17 protein-coding genes and 1 pseudogene are annotated in these 17,965 nt (G+C 61.5%); 7 read left to right on the top strand and 11 right to left on the bottom strand.

Features of this window, described 5'->3' with window-relative positions:
* The first annotated feature begins 94 nt into the window (after positions 1-94).
* Both BT204_RS18170 and BT204_RS18165 read left to right on the top strand, forming a co-directional pair.
* The gene (locus BT204_RS18170) at positions 95-2,632 is read left to right on the top strand and encodes a PAS domain-containing hybrid sensor histidine kinase/response regulator (protein ID WP_072447743.1); all 2,538 of its coding nucleotides are present in this window, start codon (positions 95-97) and stop codon (positions 2,630-2,632) included.
* A gap of 43 nt (positions 2,633-2,675) precedes the next feature.
* Entirely contained in the window at positions 2,676-2,951 is a 276-nt protein-coding gene (locus BT204_RS18165; RefSeq protein WP_003174397.1) for a peptidylprolyl isomerase, read from the top strand.
* A 129-nt stretch (positions 2,952-3,080) separates the two neighbouring features.
* Here BT204_RS18165 and BT204_RS18160 read toward each other — a convergent pair whose 3' ends face one another.
* From BT204_RS18160 to BT204_RS18125, 8 genes are all read right to left on the bottom strand, one after another.
* Positions 3,081-3,986 carry a sugar kinase gene (locus tag BT204_RS18160; protein ID WP_072447888.1) on the bottom strand — a complete coding sequence of 302 codons (906 nt, stop codon included), beginning with the start codon at positions 3,984-3,986 and terminating at the stop codon, positions 3,081-3,083.
* A 143-nt stretch (positions 3,987-4,129) separates the two neighbouring features.
* Positions 4,130-5,338 (bottom strand): amino acid deaminase, encoded by a 1,209-nt coding sequence (locus BT204_RS18155; RefSeq protein WP_054918566.1) that lies wholly within the window; start codon positions 5,336-5,338, stop codon positions 4,130-4,132.
* A gap of 9 nt (positions 5,339-5,347) precedes the next feature.
* Entirely contained in the window at positions 5,348-6,112 is a 765-nt protein-coding gene (locus BT204_RS18150) for an IclR family transcriptional regulator (protein WP_003191821.1), read from the bottom strand.
* Between the two features lie 134 nt (positions 6,113-6,246).
* Positions 6,247-6,636, bottom strand: coding sequence for a RidA family protein (locus BT204_RS18145; protein WP_057014351.1), 390 nt, complete (start codon positions 6,634-6,636; stop codon positions 6,247-6,249).
* A 14-nt stretch (positions 6,637-6,650) separates the two neighbouring features.
* The gene (locus BT204_RS18140) at positions 6,651-7,433 is read right to left on the bottom strand and encodes an amino acid ABC transporter ATP-binding protein (protein WP_020301585.1); all 783 of its coding nucleotides are present in this window, start codon (positions 7,431-7,433) and stop codon (positions 6,651-6,653) included.
* Entirely contained in the window at positions 7,430-8,092 is a 663-nt protein-coding gene (locus tag BT204_RS18135; protein WP_072447742.1) for an amino acid ABC transporter permease, read from the bottom strand. The genes BT204_RS18140 and BT204_RS18135 overlap by 4 nt, the downstream gene beginning before the upstream one ends.
* A gap of 11 nt (positions 8,093-8,103) precedes the next feature.
* Entirely contained in the window at positions 8,104-8,766 is a 663-nt protein-coding gene (locus tag BT204_RS18130; protein ID WP_054896547.1) for an amino acid ABC transporter permease, read from the bottom strand.
* 52 nt (positions 8,767-8,818) lie between these two features.
* A complete protein-coding gene (locus BT204_RS18125) occupies positions 8,819-9,667 on the bottom strand; it encodes a transporter substrate-binding domain-containing protein (protein ID WP_054896548.1) in 849 nt (282 codons plus the stop codon).
* A gap of 282 nt (positions 9,668-9,949) precedes the next feature.
* On the opposite strand from BT204_RS18125, the gene BT204_RS18120 reads away from it, so the two are divergent.
* Positions 9,950-10,198 carry a hypothetical protein gene (locus BT204_RS18120; protein ID WP_072447740.1) on the top strand — a complete coding sequence of 83 codons (249 nt, stop codon included), beginning with the start codon at positions 9,950-9,952 and terminating at the stop codon, positions 10,196-10,198.
* 74 nt (positions 10,199-10,272) lie between these two features.
* A pseudogene (locus BT204_RS26970) lies at positions 10,273-10,560 on the top strand (thioredoxin family protein); the annotation flags it as partial.
* Positions 10,561-10,582: 22 nt separating this feature from the next.
* Here the strand turns inward: BT204_RS26970 and BT204_RS18110 are convergent.
* The 3 genes from BT204_RS18110 to rpiB form a co-directional block, all read right to left on the bottom strand.
* Entirely contained in the window at positions 10,583-12,151 is a 1,569-nt protein-coding gene (locus tag BT204_RS18110) for a TerC family protein (RefSeq protein WP_034125744.1), read from the bottom strand.
* 496 nt (positions 12,152-12,647) lie between these two features.
* Positions 12,648-13,628 carry a sugar-binding transcriptional regulator gene (locus BT204_RS18105; protein WP_054918572.1) on the bottom strand — a complete coding sequence of 327 codons (981 nt, stop codon included), beginning with the start codon at positions 13,626-13,628 and terminating at the stop codon, positions 12,648-12,650.
* 63 nt (positions 13,629-13,691) lie between these two features.
* The gene (gene rpiB / locus BT204_RS18100; protein ID WP_019817614.1) at positions 13,692-14,153 is read right to left on the bottom strand and encodes a ribose 5-phosphate isomerase B; all 462 of its coding nucleotides are present in this window, start codon (positions 14,151-14,153) and stop codon (positions 13,692-13,694) included.
* A 262-nt stretch (positions 14,154-14,415) separates the two neighbouring features.
* Here rpiB and BT204_RS18095 point away from each other — a divergent pair, with 262 nt between their 5' ends.
* The 3 genes from BT204_RS18095 to BT204_RS18085 are packed head-to-tail and all read left to right on the top strand — an operon-like array spanning position 14,416 to position 17,919.
* Positions 14,416-15,903, top strand: coding sequence for a sugar ABC transporter ATP-binding protein (locus BT204_RS18095; protein WP_054918574.1), 1,488 nt, complete (start codon positions 14,416-14,418; stop codon positions 15,901-15,903).
* Positions 15,900-16,877 carry an ABC transporter permease gene (locus BT204_RS18090; protein ID WP_014718193.1) on the top strand — a complete coding sequence of 326 codons (978 nt, stop codon included), beginning with the start codon at positions 15,900-15,902 and terminating at the stop codon, positions 16,875-16,877. The genes BT204_RS18095 and BT204_RS18090 overlap by 4 nt, the downstream gene beginning before the upstream one ends.
* Before the next feature lie 34 nt (positions 16,878-16,911).
* Positions 16,912-17,919 carry a substrate-binding domain-containing protein gene (locus BT204_RS18085; protein WP_014718192.1) on the top strand — a complete coding sequence of 336 codons (1,008 nt, stop codon included), beginning with the start codon at positions 16,912-16,914 and terminating at the stop codon, positions 17,917-17,919.
* Positions 17,920-17,965: the final 46 nt, after the last annotated feature.

The following is a 17,965-nucleotide window of genomic DNA, read 5'->3' as shown; positions in this document are numbered from 1 at the left end:
CAAGGCATGCTATTTTTCCGGGGTAGCCACCCGTTGTCGTTCCTTGGGACAATGGGTGTTGTCATTTTTCAAAGCGTCATGCTCAGGGCTTTTTATGAATGGAACATCCACCGGTAGCGAAGCCGCTGCGTTGATCAAGCGGCTGGACTGGGCGCAAAGCCCACTCGGTGAGGCCAGTGAGTGGCCGCAAAGCCTGCGCACTGCCGTTGATATCGTCGTGCATTCGCCCATGCCGATGGTACTGCTGTGGGGCCCGCACCTCACGCAACTCTATAACGATGGCTTTGCACACCTGATTGGCAGCAAGCACCCCGGCGCCTTGGGCCAGCCGGCGCACCACACTTGGCCTGAGCTTGAAAGCTTCGCCGCGCCGGTGTACGACGCCGTGCTCGGCGGCCAGGTACGCACCTTCAGCGAGCAACGCTTTGTGCTGCACCGCCAGGGCTGCGATACCGAAATCTGGCTGGATCTGACCTACAGCCCGGTGCGCGATGAAAGCTGCCGGGTAGCCGGCATTCTGGTCACGGCCATTGAAACCAATGAGCGACGCAGCAAAACCCTCGAACTGCAACAGCGCTCCGAAGCAAGCCTCAAGGCCCAGCACAACACCGAGCAACGCCTGCAACTCGCGTTGGCGGCCACCGACGCGGTGGGTACCTGGGACTGGGATATCGGTGAAGACCGCTTCATCGCCGACGCCCATTTCGCCTACCTGCATGGCGTCGACCCCAACGATTCAAGCCTGCTGCCCATCAGCGCCTACCTGCACGGCGTGCATCCCGAAGACCGGGGCACGGTGACGCGCAGCATCAAGCATTGCATCACCCATGGCACCGAGTACGCCGAGGAATACCGCCTGCAACAGGCCGATGGCCAGGTGCGCTGGGTGTTCGCCCGTGGCCGCTGCTACAAGGATCAACAGGGCCGGCCGGCGCGGTTCCTCGGCGCCGCGCTGGACCTCACCGAGCGCAAAAACACCGAGCAGGCCTTGCGCCAGAGCCAGACCGAGCTGCAACTGATCATCAACGCCATGCCGGTGTTGATCGGCTACGTTGACCACGAACAGCGCTTTCGCCTCAACAACAGCGCTTACCTCGAGTGGTATGGCAAGACGCCCCAGGAGCTGTACGGCAAGACCATCCGCGAAGTGCTCGGCGACGAGGTGTATGCCGGGCGCGCAGACAAGATCGCCGCCGCGCTCAAGGGCAAGGCGTGCAGCTTCATGACGGTGACGCCTCATCGCGATGGCCGCCCCCGCCATGCGCTGATGAAGTACCTGCCGCGGTTTAGCAGTGACGGCTCGGTGAATGGTTTCTACATCTTTGTGATCGACGAGACCGAACGCAAGCTCACCGAAGAGGCCCTGCGCCACCTCAACGAGAACCTTGAAGAACGCGTGGCCCAGCGCACCCAGGCGCTGGCCGAGGCCAACCAGCGCCTGCAGAACGAGATGTTCGAGCGCGAACGTGCAGAAGATGCCCTGCGCCATGCGCAGAAGATGGAAGCGGTCGGTCAGCTCACCGGCGGTATCGCCCATGACTTCAACAATATGCTCACCGGCATCATCGGCAGCCTGGACCTGATGCAGCGCTATATCGCCGCCGGGCGCAGCGACGATATCGGCCGTTTTGCCGATGCTGCCGTGTCCTCCGCGCACCGTGCCGCCGCCCTTACCCACCGGCTGCTGGCGTTCTCGCGGCGCCAGTCACTGGACCGTCGCCCCACCGACCCCAACCAACTGGTGGCGTCCCTGGAAGACCTGTTCCGGCGCACCAAGGGCGCGCATATCACGCTCAAGGTGCAACTGGGCAAGGACATCTGGCCGGTCAACACCGACGCCAGCCAACTGGAAAATGCCCTGCTCAATCTGGTGATCAACGCCCGCGACGCCATGCCCGACGGCGGTGAGCTGCTGATCGAAACCGCCAACAGTTATCTGGACGGCACCGACATCACCACCCTGGAACCGGTCAAGGCCGGCGACTATGTGATGCTTGGTGTGAGCGACAACGGCAGCGGCATGGCGCCGAAAATCCTCGCCAAGGCGTTCGACCCGTTCTTTACCACCAAGCCCATCGGCCAAGGCACTGGCCTTGGGTTGTCGATGATCTACGGCTTTGCCCAGCAATCCGGCGGCCACGTGACCATCCAGAGCGAACCGGGCCAGGGCACCTGCGTGCGCCTGTACCTGCCGCGTTTGTATGGCACGGCGCTGGAAAGCAGCCTGCCCGCCAGCCTGACCGAAGCGCCCGTGGCCCTGGCCGGTGAAGCGGTGGTGGTGGTCGAGGACGACCCGGCGGTGCGCATGCTGGTGGTCAATGTGCTCGACGAACTGGGCTACACCGCGCACCAGGCGGCGGATGCCCGTGCGGCGCTGCCGTTGCTGGAGTCGGATTTGCGTGTGGACTTGCTGGTGACCGACGTTGGCTTGCCCGGCATGAACGGCCGACAACTGGCGGAAATCGCCCGTCAGCATCGTCCCGGCCTGCGCGTGCTGTTCATGACCGGTTATGCCGAGAAAGCCGCCGAGCGCCAGGGGTTCCTGGAGGACGGCATGGACATGGTCGCCAAGCCTTTTTCCATTGACCTGTTGGCCAACAAAATCCGTAGCATGATCGGCGTCGAGGCCTGAGTTCAGGCATAATCGCGCGCCGTCGCACAGCTGGTAGAGCCCCATGAAAGCCCAAGCCCGTCATATCCTGGTGAAAACCAGCGAAGAAGCCGAACAACTCAAGCAGCGCATTGCCAAGGGCGAAGCCTTTGATGTGCTGGCCAAGAAGTACTCCACCTGCCCGTCGGGCAAACGCGGTGGTGACCTGGGCGAAGTGCGGCCCGGGCAGATGGTGGGGGCGATTGATGCGGTGATCTTCAAGAAACCGGTGAAGGTGGTGCACGGGCCGATCAAGAGCAAATTTGGGTATCACCTGGTGCAGGTGTTTTACCGCGATTGAGTGGATGGCTTCAGTCCGATCGTTCCCACGCTCTGCGTGGGAATGCCTCACTGGACGCTCTGCGTCCGCTTCTGGGACGCGGTGCGTCCCGGGCTGCACTCCCACGCAGAGCGTGGGAACGATCAGTGATCATCTCGGTATCAGCGCCCCGGGCACCTGAATCACCCGGCTTGCCAACCGATGCCCCGCCAGTGCGGCGTCTTGGGGCGAGCCACCCTTGAGCCGAGAGGCCAAATACGCCGCACTGAACGAATCCCCCGCCGCCGTGGTGTCCACCACCTTCTCCACTTTCAACGACGGCACCGCAAAGCGCTCGCCCGCGCAACGAATCAGGCACGCATCCGCTCCCCGCTTGAGCACCACTTCTGCAATCGACGGGTACGCCGCAAACACCTGCTCGCTATCCTCATAGCCAAACAACGCGCGCTCGTCATCCTCGGTGAGCAAGGCAATGTCCACTTCGGCCAACACCCTGCGATACGCCTCACGAGCCGTTTGCACATCGGCCCACAACCGGGGCCGGTAGTTGTTATCGAACACCACCCTGGCGCCGCGCCGGCGGGCTTCGATCAGCGCCTGCAGTAAACGCTCACGCCCGATGTCTCCCAGCACGGCCAAGGTAATGCCGCTGAAATACACCACATCATAGCCCGGCAGGGCCGCCAGCACCGGCTCGGCGGCAGGCGTGGTGAAGCAGTCGCGCACGGCCGCCTCGTTGCGCCAGTAGAGGAATTTACGTTCGCCCTGGGCGTCGGTCTGGATGCAATACAAGCCCGGCAGGCGCCCAGGCAGACGCTGGACCCTGTCCAGGCCAAGGCCTTCGGCGTGCCAATGCTCACACATGGCATCGCTGAAGCTGTCATCGCCCAGGGCGGTGACGTAGTCAACGCTGCCGGCATCGCCCAGCTCGCGGCGCAGGTACACCGCGGTGTTCAAAGTGTCACCGCCGAAGCTCTGGTGCAGGCTGCCGTCGGCGCGGTGTTGCAGTTCGATCATGCATTCGCCGATGAGGGCGATGCGGGGGTGGATGTTCATGGCAAAGTTCTCAGGTGTGCTGGAGGGCCCCATCGCGGGCAAGCCCGACTCCCATATTCGACTGCATTCCTTCAGTTAAAACGCGGTCACTGTGGGAGCTGGCTTGTCGGGTCGCCGCATCGCTGCGATAGCCGCGACTCGGTCTAGAAGCAGGTATGCAGAGACTCGACCACCTGCAACTGCTCATCCACCAGGCACCCCACCTGCCACTTGTCAAAGGTCAGGCAAGGGTGGGACGTACCAAAGGAAATGATGTCGCCAATACGCAATTCAACCTCCGGCGCCACAGTCATGAACGCATGCTGGTCCATCACCGCCGTGACCTTGCACCCGCTCACATCATCACCTTGCGCCGGCACGATCCCGGCCCTGTAGCGCTTGAGCGGCACTGGCAAACCGGCGTCGTAGGCCACGTCGCGCTTGCCCAGGGCAACCACCGCAAAACCAGGCTCCGGCAGCGACTGCACATGCGCCCAGACTTCCATTGCCGGGCGCAGGCCCTCGTTGAGGTCGCTGCGGCGTTCGAGTACGCAGCACTGCGCCTCTTTATAGATGCCATGGTCGTGGGCCACGTAACTGCCAGGGCGCAACACGCTGAGGAAGCGGCCGGCGGCGTTCTGCGTTTCGAACGACTCGGCGATCAGGTCGTACCAGGCCGAGCCCGATGCGGTGATGATCGGCTTGGGCAGGTCGAACAGGCCGCTGTCTTGCAGTTCCACCGCCAGGCTCACCAGGCTGGCGGCGAAGGCGCGGATACCGCTGATGGCGTGCTCGCCGTGGATCACGCCTTCGTAACCCTCGATACCGGTGAGGGCCAAGGCCGGCTGGGCCTTGATCGCCTTGGCCAGGTCGCGCACTTGCTGCTCGCTGCGGCAGCCGCACCGGCCACCGACCACGCCGTACTCGATCATCACGTTGAGGCGCTGGCCACGGGCGGCGAAGAACAGGCCCAGGTCGGCGACGTTGTCCGGGTGATCGACCATGCAATGGAAGTCAAAATCCTTGTCGGCCAGCAGGTCTGCGATCAAGGCCATGTTCGCCGCGCCCACCAGTTGGTTGGCCATCAGCACGCGACGCACGCCGCTGGCGTAGGCGGCGCGGGTCTGCACGGCGGTAGCCAGGGTGATGCCCCAGGCACCGGCGGCGATCTGGCGCTGGAACAGCGCGGGCATCATGCTGGTCTTGCCGTGGGGCGCCAGCTCGGCGCCGCTGCTGCGGACAAAGTCCTGCATCCAGCGGATGTTATGTTCCAGGGCGTCACGGTGCAGCACCAGGGCCGGCAGGCTGACATCGCGAACCAAATGGGCACCGACGGCGGCGGCACCTTTTTCAACGGCATTGAGGGCAGACATGGAAAACTCCTATTCGTTGATGCGCCGGGCCAGGCTGTTGGCACTGTCGATCAGTACCCGGCGATAGTCGTGGTAGTTTTTGCTCGCATCAGCCCGGGGGGCGACGATGCACAGGGTCGCGATGCTGATGCCCTGGGCATCGCGCACCGGGGCGGCAAAGCAGTGGGTGAAGGTGTCGGCCACACTGTCGAAGGAGAAGAACCCATCCAGGCTGGCCTGGCGAATCTGCGCCAGAAAGGTGTCCAGCGGCAGGCGCAGGCCATCCGGCAGGATGAAATCGTCGGGATCGATCAGGTCGACGATCTGCTGATCGCTCAAATGCCCCAGCAACAAGCGTCCCGAGGCAGTCCACGGAATGGGCGCGTTTTCACCTATGTCCGAAGAAATACGGAAATGCCGCTGGCCCTCGCGCATCAGCGCCACCGTGTATTTGCGCCCGTTGAGCAGGCACATCTGCGCGGTTTCGTGGGTCTGGCTGACGATCTCCTGCAAGGCGTGGTCGGCCTCGCGGGTCAGGTCGAAGTGACGCAAGTGTGCCTGGCCGAGGAAATACAGCTGGCGCCCCAGATACACGTGGCCGTCCTTGCCCACGGTCTCCAGGATGCGCCGCTCCAGCAACGACGCCACCAGTTCGTAGACCGTGGATTTGGGGCTGCCAATGCCGCTGGCAATATCATTCGGGCGCAGGGGTTGGCCGATTTCCTTGAGAAAATCGAGGATATCGAACGCACGGTCCAGGCCTTTGGCGCGGCGTTTGATGGTGTCTTCGGTCATGGCAGTACTCGGTCCCGTTCCAGATGATCGTTCCCACGCTCTGCGTGGGAATGCATGCGGTGACGCTTTGCGTCACATGCGCGGACGCAGTGCGTCCAAGGCGGTATTCCCACGCAGAGCGTGGGAATGATCAGTTAGGCCTTTTTCTTGTAGGCCACGCAATCGATCTCGACCTTGCAATCGACCATCATATTGGCCTGCACGCAGGCGCGCGCCGGGGCGTGTTCCGGGGTGAAGTATTCGCCGAATACCTTGTTGAAACTCCAGAAGTCCCGTGGGTCTTCCAACCATACGCCCACCCGCACCACATCCTTGAGTTCGTAGCCGGCTTCTTCGAGGATCGCCACCACGTTGCGCATCGTCTGGCGGGTTTGCTCGATGATGCCGCCACTGATGATTTCACCGTCCACCGCAGGCACCTGGCCCGACACGTACAGCCAGCCATCGGCTTCCACCGCGCGGGCGAACGGACGTGGCTGGCCGCCACCTGCGGTGCTGCCGGTGCCGTAACGAGTAATGCTCATAAAGTTGCTCCTTGTTAAAAACGAATGTTCTTGAGAAATTCTGCCAGTCGCGGCGACTGCGGCCGTTCGAAGATGTCCTTCGCACTGCCCTGCTCTTCAATGCGGCCCTGGTTCATGAAGACGATCTGGTCCGAGACCTCATAGGCAAAGCGCATCTCGTGGGTGACCAACAACATGGTCATGCCCTCCTCCGCCAACCCCTTGATCACGCTGAGCACTTCGCCCACCAACTCCGGGTCGAGGGCCGAGGTGACTTCGTCGAACAGCATCAGGCTGGGGTTCATGGCAATGGCCCGGGCAATGGCCACGCGTTGTTGCTGACCACCGGACAATTGGCCGGGAAAGTGGTTGCGGCGCTCCAGCAGGCCGACGCGGTCCAGCCATTTTTCGGCCAGCGCTACCGCTTCATCCTTGCCCATTTTCTTGACCTTGAGCAAGCCGAGGGTGACGTTCTGCAGCGCGGTCAGGTGCGGGAACAGGTTGAATTGCTGGAACGCCATGCCGGTCATTGCGCGGTGCTGGGCGATCACCCGCTCCGGGTGGCGTACACGCTTGCCGCCGACATCGCTGTAGCCGATGGACTCGCCATCCAGGGTGATCTGCCCGCCCTGGAACTCTTCCAGCAGGTTCACGCAGCGCAGCAAGGTGGTCTTGCCCGAGCCGCTGGAGCCGATCAACGTCACCACATTGCCGCGCTGCATGGACAGGTCGACGCCCTTGAGCACTTCCACCTGGCCGTATTGTTTACGCAGGCCACGAATGTCCAGCAGCGCTGGGTTGGTTTGAGCTTGGTTCATGGCAAGGCCACCCGCTTTTCAATGTAGCGCCCGAATAATTCGATGGCGTAGTTGATGACAAAGAACAGAAAACCGGCGAACAGGTAGAACTCCAGGGTCAGGAAGGTGCGCGCGATCACCTGCTGGGTACTGAGCAGCAATTCGGCCACACCGATCACCGACAGCAAGGTGGAAGCCTTGACGATTTCCGTAGAGGAGTTCACCCAGGTCGGCAAGATCTGCCGCAGCGCCTGGGGCAGCAGCACATAGCCCAGGGACTGATAGAACGTCAGGCCAATGGCCTTGCCCGCTTCCAATTGCCCACGGGGAATGGCCTGCAGCGCGCCGCGCACGATTTCCGATACATGGGAGCCACAGAACAAGGTAAGCCCCACAGCACCGGCCTGGAACGCACTGATTTGCCAGCCAAGGGCCGGCAGCATGTAGAAACATGCCAACACCAGCACAAACACCGGCGTGCCACGGATCAAATCGACATACAGACGGAACGGCGCACGCATCCAGAACTTGCCGTAGGTGAGGATCAACCCGGCGACGATGCCGATCAGGGTGCCAAAGACAATCGCCAGCGCCGAGACCGCCACGCTGGCCTGAAAGCCGGCCCAGAGGGTCTCGCGGGCGATCCACAATTCATGCAGCCAACTGGGGGATTCGTACATGAGGCCCTTCCTTAACGACGGATAGCCAAACGCTGTTCCAGGTAACGGAGCAGCATGGCAATCAGGTAACAGGCAGCCACGTAGAGCGCGGTCGTGACCAGCCAGGTTTCAATCACCCGGTAGCTTTCGACGTTGATCTTGCGGGCGTAATAGGTCAGCTCCGGCACCGCGATCGCGGCGGCCAGGGAGGTGTCCTTGAACAGCGAGATGAAGTTGTTCGAGAGTGCCGGCAACACGTTGCGCAGCATCACCGGCACGGTGATGTAAGCGCGAATCCGCCACTCCCCCAGGCCGATGGCCAGGCCGGCTTCCCGCAAGCCCTTGGGAATATTCACCAGGCCTGCGCGGAATACCTCGGTGAGATAGGCACCGGCATACAGCGACAGGGTGATGATGAACGAGGGAATCTTATCCAGCCGAATGCCCAGGGAGGGCAAGGCGAAGTAGATCAACAGGATCAACACCAGGATCGGGGTGTTGCGCACCACGGTGACATACACCGAGGCAATAATACGCAACGCGCGGTACCTGGAAAGCATGGCAAACGCCATCAACAGGCCGATCACGCAGCCGATGGCGATCGACAGCAACGCCAACTGCAGCCCCAGGCCGAGCCCCGCCAGCAAGGTGTCGAAATCACGCCAGACGGCGGCAAAGTTCAACTGATAGTTCATGGTCAGCAGCACCTGAAGGGGGCGTGTTCAGGCACGCCCCTGTTGTTGCGGGTCACTTGAATTCCACGGGAAAACCAATCGCCGGTTCTGGCAGTTCCACGCCGAACCACTGCTTGAACGAGGCTTTGTAGGTGGGGAATTCCACACCGGTCATGGCTTCGTGCAGCGCGGTGTTGACGAAATTCAGCCAGTCCTGGTCGCCGCGCTTGACCGCGCAGGCATAGGTTTGCGGGCTCCAGGCGTAGGTGGGGCTGCGGTAGCGGCCAGGGTTCTGCACCATCAGGTATTTGACCGAGGACTGGTCGGTGGCAGCAGCATCGGCGCGGCCTGAGTTCACGGCCTGGTACATCAGGTCAACGCTGTCGTACTGATCGACCTTGGCCTTGGGCAGTGCCTGGTGCACCAACTCTTCGGCATACACGTTCTGCAGCACAGCCACGGTGACGTCGTCGCCCGCCGCCTGCAGGTCTTCGATTTCCTTGTATTTGCTGTTATTGGGCAACAGCAGGCCGACGCCTTCCCGGTAGTACGGCAGGGTAAAGGCCACCTGCTGCGCACGGCTGGCGGTAACGGTGATGAACTGGCAGCTCATGTCGACCTTGTCGGTGAGCAGGTTGGGAATACGTGCATCGGACGATTGCACCACAAACTCCACCTTGCTCGGGTCATTGAACAAGCCTTTGGCCACGATGCGGCCGATGTCGATATCAAACCCCTGCAATTTGCCATCCGCTCCCTGGAAGTGCCACGGCGCATTGGTACTGCCTGTGCCTACGATCAAGTGCCCACGCTTGAGCACATCATCGAGCTTGCTGTCCGCCGCCTGCACCACGCTGGCGAGGGAAGCCGATGCAGCGACGAGAAAAACACACGCTTTGAATACGGAAGGTCGGTGATGCATGACAAGCACTCCAGGGAGGGTGTATTCCGCTATACCGGAACTTGGTATGTAACAACGGAATAGACAGCAGAAAGTGTGCCATAGGTGCTCATGGAAAGACATGCGCCCCGCAAATGCCTTGTGGATCAGTCAGATAGCGGCCTGACGGGAATACGGCGCCTGCCTGTGAGTACAAACGCTTTGCTACGCAAGACCTCAAACCCTGTTACTGCGCACCAATACCGAACGCCTGGGCTAACCTCTAAGAGCGTGCTTGCTCGCCCTTACATGGAACCCTGACTGATGAAACTGCGATATATCTTGCCCGTGCTTTTGCTCGGGGTGGCTGGCAACGCCCTGGCCAGTAGCGACCGTCGTGAATGCAAGGAAGAACTGCAGAAACTCAAGGAAGCCTTCAGTACCGACTACACCGCCCAGAATCACCATGGCTATCGCCGGGCCAAGGCCTCCCGCGACAATGAGGAATACGAGAAGTGCGCGAGCCAGGCCCGCAAGGCCAGGGAGCGCATAGAGCGCGAGGCAGGCCTGTGAAGGTTGACAGTAGACGGTGATAAGCCACGGGCTTAGCGTTGGCAAACACCCACGCGGCTTGAAGGGAGATCACCATGGGAATGGCCACCCGCATCATTTCCAGCGCCAAAGCGTTCGAACGCGTACTGAATACACCGCGCCCGGTGTTCCTCCTGTTTGTATCAGAGCATTGCCCCGCTTGCGCGCAGGCAGGCTCCTTGTTCGAACAGCACGCCTGGCAGCATCCCTGGGTCGTGAGCCTGGTACTCGATTGCGCCCATACGCCGAGGCACCCGGACGTGTCAGGCACCCCGACGCTGCTGATCTATCGCAAGGGCGCCCTGGTGGAACAACACAAAGGTTTGGGCCCCCTTGAAGAACAAGAGCAGTACGTGAAGGACATCTTCAGCCGTTATGACCTGAGCAAGGGTGCAAGTGCACTTGCGTCACTCGACGCTCCTCCACTTCAGCCACGGTCAAACGCCAGCCTTCATGTTCCAGGCTATCGCCCACCACCGGCAGGCGGTCAAGCAGGCTCATCACCAAACCTGCCAGGGTTTGATAATCCTCGGTCGTCACCGCCTTGAAGCCCGTGCGTTGACGCACCAGGTTGAGGTTCAAGGCGCCATTGGCACGGAAGCCATCGCCTTGCTCGACAATATCGGGCCCTTCGATTTCGCTGGCATCGGGCAATTCACCGGCGATGGATTCCAGAATATCCGTCATGCTCAATACGCCCATGAAGTCGCCGAATTCGTTGATCACGAAAGCGATGTGAGTGGACTCCTGGCGCATCTGCTCCAGGGCATTGAGGATCGAAAAACTGTCCAGCAGGTTGATCGCCCGACGCGCCAGGTGTTCCAGGTTCGGCTCGTTGCCCGCCAGGTACTCCTTGAGTAACTCCTTCTTGTGCACAAAACCCAGGGGCTCATCCACCGCACCGTTACGGATCAACGGCAGACGCGAGTAGGACGAGTGCATCAGTTTCAGACGGATCGTCTCGGGGTCATCCGCCAGGTCGATGCAATCAACCTTGGCCCTTGGCGTCATCAGGGTGCGAATCGGCCGCTCGGCCAGTTGCAGCACGCCGCTGATCATCACCCGTTCGCGTCGGTCAAACAGCGGACCCTGCGCAGCATCCGGCTCGCCCAGCAGGTCAGCCACGTCTTCACCCACCTCTTCCACCGCCAGGCTGCGGCCGCCCAACAAGCGCATCACCGCATGGGCGGTACGCTCACGCACCGGCAACACGCCCTGCGCCGACTTCTTGCGACGGGCTCGGGCGATCTGGTTGAACACCTCGATCAGAATCGAGAAGCCAATGGCCGCGTACAAGTAGCCCTTGGGAATATGGAAGCCCAGGCCTTCGGCGGTCAGGGCGAAACCGATCATCATCAGGAAGCCCAGGCACAGCATGATCACGGTCGGGTGCGCATTGACGAAACGGGTCAGCGGCTTGCTCGCCACGATCATCAGGCCGATGGACACGATCACGGCGATCATCATCACCGCCAGCTCGTCGACCATGCCCACGGCGGTAATCACCGCGTCGAGGGAGAACACCGCATCCAGCACCACGATCTGCGCGACAATAGGCCAGAACATTGCGTAAGCCACACTGCCCTTGTGCTGCGCCACATGGCCTTCAAGGCGCTCATGCAATTCCATGGTGGCCTTGAACAACAGGAACACACCACCAAACAGCATGATCAGATCACGGCCGGAGAAGCTCTTGTCGAACACCTCGAACAGCGGCTGGGTCAGGGTCACCAACCAGGAAATACTCGCCAACAGGCCCAGGCGCATCAGCAGCGCCAGGGATAAACCGATCAAACGTGCACGGTCACGCTGCTCCGGCGGCAACTTGTCCGCCAGGATCGCGATAAACACCAGGTTGTCGATACCCAGCACCAGTTCCAGCACAATCAAGGTCGCAAGGCCGAGCCAGGCCGTAGGATCCGCTAACCATTCCATTTATAAATTCTCTGTCTTTAAAGTGTTCAGAACGCCGGGCACGGCAAAGTGCGGTCATGCGACCGGGACAAGGTTAGTTGACGGAATACGGGGTGCTTCAGCGGGAACAGCGACAGCGGTTGTCTTGGGGAAAGACGACTGGGAGGCTCCGAGAGGGTGTTCATGCAAGTCCTGAAATGACAAAAGGACTTGAATCCTACATTCGAAATACAAATTTCCCACAACGCAAAACTATTACAAAACCTGTAAACCCCTATCAGAAGCACAGCGATACTTGTGGGAGCTGGCTTGCCCGCGATGCAGGCACCTCGATGCATGATCGTTGAGATGCCGGCACCTCGATGCATGATCGTTGAGATGCCGGCACCTCGATGCATGATCGTTCCCACGCTCTGCGTGGGAATGCCGCCTGTGACGCTCCGCGTCCCACCCGCGCAAGGATGACGCGGAGCGTCACAGGATGCGTTCCCACGCTGGAGCGTGGGAACGATCTGTATCAGGGTTTACGAGTGGCATCGTCCAGCGCCAGGATGGTGTGGGCATTGGTGACGGTGGTCGCCAGCGTATTGATCACCCCCGAACGCAACGCCCCCAAGGTCGCCGCCGCCTTGGTGTTCTCGCTGGCAATCGCCACCACGTCCGGGATGCGAAACAGCTCCTGCACCGTCAACCCGATCACCCGCCCCTGGATGGCGTTGACCGCCGGCTGGCCGTGAATGTCGATAAAGTCATAGCCCATCATGTCGCCCACAGTGCCAGACAGGCGCGCCTGGGCGATTTCCTGGGGCGAGAACCAGCCCATGCGCACCATGTTGCTGTTCTCGCTCATGTCGCCGATGCCGATCAAGGCAATGTCAGCGCGGCGTGCGCGGTCAAGGGTCGAACGCACCGTGTCGTTGTTGATCAGCACCCCGCGCAGTTCCGGGTTGGCCACCAACGCCGGGGCGTAGAGGCTTTCACTTTCGCCCCCAAAGCGCAGGGCCAGGCGTCGGCAGATGTGGTCAGGGTTCATGTATTCGCCGGCCTTGAGCGAACCGCCGATGGCACACACGAAGGTGCAGTTGCGGGTCACCGGCAGAAACACGTTATCGGCCACCGCGCCGACGTTACGCCCCATGCCCACGGCAACGATCATCCCATCACTCAGGGTCTTGTTGAGGTAGTTGGCGACCAGGCTGGCGACCGCCGAGCGCTGGGTGTCGGGGTCGCTGTGGTCGACCGCGATCAAGGCGCGGTCGAGCTTGAAGCGCTCTACCAGCGCCCGCTCCAGCTCGTTGTTCATCGCCGGGTGCTGCAACACACGCACCTCGACGATCCCTTCATCCCGAGCACGCTTGAGCAGGCGGCTGACTTTGGCCCGCGACAGGTCAAAGCGCTTGGCAATGGCCTCCTGAGTGACGTTCTCAAGGTAATAGAGCATCGCCACTTCGGTCATCTGATCGATATCACTGGCCATGCGCTGGGTACTGTCACTCATGGGGACGGGCTTCCGTTTCGGCGTCAAAGGCGCATTCTCCCGACTCTTGCCCCGCGCCGTCCACTACTGATGCCCATCGCGCTCGATCGCATTGATGCGTTCGACCTTGGCCCCGGACCGCGCCGCTTCGAACTCCGAGGCCAAAAACGCACTGACGATGCTTTTGGCCAACTCCGCACCGATGACCCGCGCACCGATGGAGAGGATTTGCGCATCGTTGCTCTTGCGCGCCCGCTCCGCCGAGTAGGTGTCATGGGCCTGGGCCGCACGGATGCCCAGCACCTTGTTGGCCGAGATGGCCATGCCTATGCCGGTGCCGCATACCAGCACGCCGAGGCGCTGTTGCCCGGCATTGATGGCGGTGGCCACGGCCAGGGCGATGTCCGGGTACAGCACCGGCGCCGTTGAATGCGTACCGAAGTCGGTCACCGGGTATCCCAACGCCTCGATATGGCGCTTCAACAACTCTTTGAGCTCAAAACCCGCTTCATCACATCCGATAGCCACCGGGAAAGGTGTGTTCATGGCGCCAAACTCCACTGATCAAATGATCACTTAGTGAAATATCTCTCACTCATTTCGCAAGCATTCACCCCTTACTGTCAAGCGAGATTTAACTGACCTGCCAGTCAAAGCCCTATACCAAGGCAATAACCGCGTCAAAGATGAGAATCACACCTTTTAAGTGAAAGAGATTGACTGATCAGAATTTCATTTGATACACATATGATCACAGCGAAACATGACTGTGCGACCTAATAAGAATTCACAGCACGAGGACACGCCGATGGCCACGCCATTACTGCTCCAGGCTGAACACGTCGCCAAGGCTTACGCCGGGGTGCCAGCCCTGCGCGACGGGCGCCTTTCTCTGCGCGCCGGCAGCGTCCACGCCCTGTGCGGCGGCAACGGTGCCGGCAAGTCGACCTTCCTGAGCATCCTGATGGGCATCACCCAGCGTGACGCCGGCAGCATTCTGCTCAACGGCGCACCAGTGCAGTTCAATCGCCCGAGTGAAGCCTTGGCCGCGGGGATCGCAATGATCACCCAGGAGCTCGAACCCATCCCCTACATGACCGTCGCCGAAAACATCTGGCTGGGCCGCGAACCGCGCCGCGCCGGTTGCATCGTCGACAGCAAGGCCCTCAACCGCCGCACCCGCGAACTGCTCGAAAGCCTGGAGTTCGACGTCGACGCCACCAGCCCCATGCACCGCTTGAGCGTGGCGCAGATGCAATTGGTGGAAATCGCCAAGGCGTTCAGCCATGACTGCCAAGTGATGATCATGGACGAGCCCACCTCGGCCATCGGCGAGCGCGAGGCCGAAACCCTGTTCAAGGCGATTCGCCGCCTTACCGCACGCGGTGCCGGCATCGTGTACGTGTCCCATCGACTGAGCGAACTGGCGCAGATCGCCGATGACTACAGCATCTTCCGTGATGGCGCCTTTGTCGAAAGCGGGCGCATGGCCGATATCGACCGCGACCACCTGGTGCGCGGCATTGTCGGCCAGGAACTGACGCGCATCGACCACAAGGTGGGCCGCGAATGCGCGGCCAGCACCTGCCTGCAGGTCGACAACCTGAGCCGCAACGGTGAGTTCCACGACATCAGCCTGCAGCTGCGCCGTGGCGAGATCCTCGGCATTTATGGGTTGATGGGCTCCGGGCGCAGTGAATTCCTCAATTGCATCTACGGCCTGACCGTGGCGGATGCCGGCAGCGTTACCTTGCAAGGCAAGCCCATGCCCATCGGGCAGCCCAAGGCGACCATCGACGCCGGCATGTCGCTGGTCACCGAAGACCGCAAGGACAGCGGCCTGGTGCTGACCGGCAGCATCCTGTCGAACATTGCACTGTCGGCCTATAAGCGCTTGTCGAGTTGGTCGCTGATCAACGCACGCAAAGAAGCGCAACTGGCCGAAGACATGGTCAAGCGCCTGCAGATCAAGACCAGCTCCCTGGAGCTGCCGGTGGCGTCCATGAGCGGCGGCAACCAGCAAAAGGTGGTGCTCGCCAAATGCCTGTCCACGGAACCGGTGTGCCTGCTCTGCGATGAACCCACCCGCGGCATCGACGAAGGCGCCAAACAGGAGATCTACCACCTGCTCGACCAGTTTGTGCGGGCCGGTGGCGCAGCCATTGTGGTGTCGTCAGAAGCACCGGAACTGCTGCACTTGAGCGACCGCATCGCCGTCTTCAAAGGTGGCCGGCTGGTCACTATCAGCACCGACACCGCCCTTTCCCAGGAAGCCTTGTTGAGTCTTGCCTCATGAATGCCAAAACCATCGTTGCCCCCGTTACCGCCGCGCCGCGCAACCGCCTGCGCCTGTCCCTCGACCGCTTCGGCCTGCCGCTGGTGTTTATCCTGCTGTGCGTGGTGATGGCGTTTTCCAGTGAGTACTTCATGACCTGGCGCAACTGGATGGACATCCTGCGCCAGACCTCCATCAACGGCATTCTCGCCGTGGGCATGACCTATGTGATCCTGACCAAGGGCATCGACCTGTCGGTGGGGTCGATCCTGGCCTTCGCCGGGTTGTGCAGCGCCATGGTCGCCACCCAGGGTTATGGCCTGTTGGCGGCGGTCAGCGCGGGGATGTTTGCCGGCGCGATGCTCGGGGTGGTCAATGGTTTCATGATCGCCAACCTGTCGATCCCGCCGTTCGTGGCCACCCTCGGCATGCTCAGCATCGCGCGGGGCATGACCTTTATTCTCAACGACGGCAGCCCGATCACCGACCTGCCCGACGCCTACCTGGCCCTGGGCATCGGCAAGGTCGGCCCGGTGGGCGTGCCGATCATCATCTTCGCCGTGGTCGCGCTTATTTTCTGGATGGTGCTGCGCTACACCACCTACGGCCGTTATGTGTATGCGGTGGGCGGCAATGAAAAAAGCGCACGCACCTCCGGCATTGGCGTGCGCAAGGTGATGTTCTCGGTGTACGTGGTCTCGGGCCTGCTCGCCGGGTTGGCCGGCGTGGTGCTGTCGGCACGCACTACCTCTGCCCTGCCCCAGGCCGGGGTTTCCTATGAGCTGGACGCGATTGCCGCGGTGGTGATCGGCGGCACCAGCCTGTCGGGCGGTACCGGCAGCATTGTCGGCACCTTGTTCGGGGCCCTGTTGATCGGCGTGATCAACAACGGCCTGAACCTGCTCGGCGTGTCCTCCTATTACCAGCAGGTCGCCAAGGGCCTGATCATTGTGTTCGCAGTACTGATCGACGTGTGGCGCAAGAAGAAACGCTGAAGAACGACCCATAACAATAACCGGAGTTCTACTTATGAAACTGGGTACCACCCTGGCCGCCGCGGCGGCCCTCTCCCTGCTCGCCAGCAGTATCGCCCTGGCCGCCGACGGCAAGACCTACAAGATCGGCGCAGCCGTCTATGGCCTCAAGGGGCAGTTCATGCAGAACTGGGTTCGTGAGCTCAAGGAGCATCCGGCCGTCAAGGATGGCACCGTGCAGTTGACCGTGTTCGACGGCAACTACGACGCCCTGACCCAGAACAACCAGATCGAAAACATGGTGACCCAACGCTACGACGCGATTCTGTTCGTGCCGATTGATACCAAGGCCGGCGTCGGCACCGTCAAGGCCGCCATGAGCAACGACGTGGTGGTCATCGCCTCCAATACGAAAGTAGCCGATGCCAGCGTGCCGTATGTGGGTAACGACGACGTGGAAGGCGGCCGCCTGCAGGCCCAGGCCATGGTCGACAAGCTCAACGGCAAGGGCAACGTGGTGATCATCCAGGGCCCGATTGGCCAGTCGGCGCAGATCGACCGGGAAAAAGGCGAGCTGGAAGTGCTGGGCAAACACCCGGACATCAAGATCATCGAAAAGAAAACCGCCAACTGGGACCGCGCCCAGGCCATGACGCTCACCGAAGACTGGCTCAACGCCCACCCCAAGGGCATCAATGGCGTGATCGCCCAGAACGACGACATGGCCCTGGGCGCCGTGCAGGCCTTGAAGTCCCATGGCCTCACCGCCAAGGATGTGCCCGTGACCTCTATCGACGGCATGCCGGATGCGATCCAGGCGGCGAAAAAGGACGAAGTCACCACCTTCCTCCAGGATGCCCAGGCCCAATCCCAAGGCGCACTGGACGTGGCCCTGCGCGCCCTGGCAGGCGAGGACTACAAGCCGCAATCGGTGATCTGGGAGCGCTACGCCAAGGACGTGAAATGGGCCGACGGCACAGCCAAGAACTACATCCTGCCCTGGGTGCCGGTGACCAATGCCAATGCGGACGCGCTGTACAAGCAAGTCAGCGGCGGTAAGTAGTTTGATCGTTCCCACGCTCCGCGTGGGAACGCATCCCGTGACGCTC

The sequence above is a fragment of the Pseudomonas sp. NFPP02 genome (assembly GCF_900119355.1).
Classification (GTDB): domain Bacteria; phylum Pseudomonadota; class Gammaproteobacteria; order Pseudomonadales; family Pseudomonadaceae; genus Aquipseudomonas; species Aquipseudomonas paracarnis.
Note: the sequence above shows the minus strand (reverse complement) of the source record. Positions and strands in the feature narration are given on the sequence as shown.

What these genes read in the sequence shown, in the direction of transcription:
- BT204_RS18170 (WP_072447743.1), top strand. Translation starts at nt 95, where the DNA reads ATGAATGGAACATCCACCGGTAGCGAAGCCGCTGCGTTGATCAAGCGG.
- BT204_RS18165 (WP_003174397.1), top strand. Translation starts at nt 2,676, where the DNA reads ATGAAAGCCCAAGCCCGTCATATCCTGGTGAAAACCAGCGAAGAAGCC.
- BT204_RS18160 (WP_072447888.1), bottom strand. Translation starts at nt 3,986, where the DNA reads ATGAACATCCACCCCCGCATCGCCCTCATCGGCGAATGCATGATCGAA.
- BT204_RS18155 (WP_054918566.1), bottom strand. Translation starts at nt 5,338, where the DNA reads ATGTCTGCCCTCAATGCCGTTGAAAAAGGTGCCGCCGCCGTCGGTGCC.
- BT204_RS18150 (WP_003191821.1), bottom strand. Translation starts at nt 6,112, where the DNA reads ATGACCGAAGACACCATCAAACGCCGCGCCAAAGGCCTGGACCGTGCG.
- BT204_RS18145 (WP_057014351.1), bottom strand. Translation starts at nt 6,636, where the DNA reads ATGAGCATTACTCGTTACGGCACCGGCAGCACCGCAGGTGGCGGCCAG.
- BT204_RS18140 (WP_020301585.1), bottom strand. Translation starts at nt 7,433, where the DNA reads ATGAACCAAGCTCAAACCAACCCAGCGCTGCTGGACATTCGTGGCCTG.
- BT204_RS18135 (WP_072447742.1), bottom strand. Translation starts at nt 8,092, where the DNA reads ATGTACGAATCCCCCAGTTGGCTGCATGAATTGTGGATCGCCCGCGAG.
- BT204_RS18130 (WP_054896547.1), bottom strand. Translation starts at nt 8,766, where the DNA reads ATGAACTATCAGTTGAACTTTGCCGCCGTCTGGCGTGATTTCGACACC.
- BT204_RS18125 (WP_054896548.1), bottom strand. Translation starts at nt 9,667, where the DNA reads ATGCATCACCGACCTTCCGTATTCAAAGCGTGTGTTTTTCTCGTCGCT.
- BT204_RS18120 (WP_072447740.1), top strand. Translation starts at nt 9,950, where the DNA reads ATGAAACTGCGATATATCTTGCCCGTGCTTTTGCTCGGGGTGGCTGGC.
- BT204_RS18110 (WP_034125744.1), bottom strand. Translation starts at nt 12,151, where the DNA reads ATGGAATGGTTAGCGGATCCTACGGCCTGGCTCGGCCTTGCGACCTTG.
- BT204_RS18105 (WP_054918572.1), bottom strand. Translation starts at nt 13,628, where the DNA reads ATGAGTGACAGTACCCAGCGCATGGCCAGTGATATCGATCAGATGACC.
- rpiB (WP_019817614.1), bottom strand. Translation starts at nt 14,153, where the DNA reads ATGAACACACCTTTCCCGGTGGCTATCGGATGTGATGAAGCGGGTTTT.
- BT204_RS18095 (WP_054918574.1), top strand. Translation starts at nt 14,416, where the DNA reads ATGGCCACGCCATTACTGCTCCAGGCTGAACACGTCGCCAAGGCTTAC.
- BT204_RS18090 (WP_014718193.1), top strand. Translation starts at nt 15,900, where the DNA reads ATGAATGCCAAAACCATCGTTGCCCCCGTTACCGCCGCGCCGCGCAAC.
- BT204_RS18085 (WP_014718192.1), top strand. Translation starts at nt 16,912, where the DNA reads ATGAAACTGGGTACCACCCTGGCCGCCGCGGCGGCCCTCTCCCTGCTC.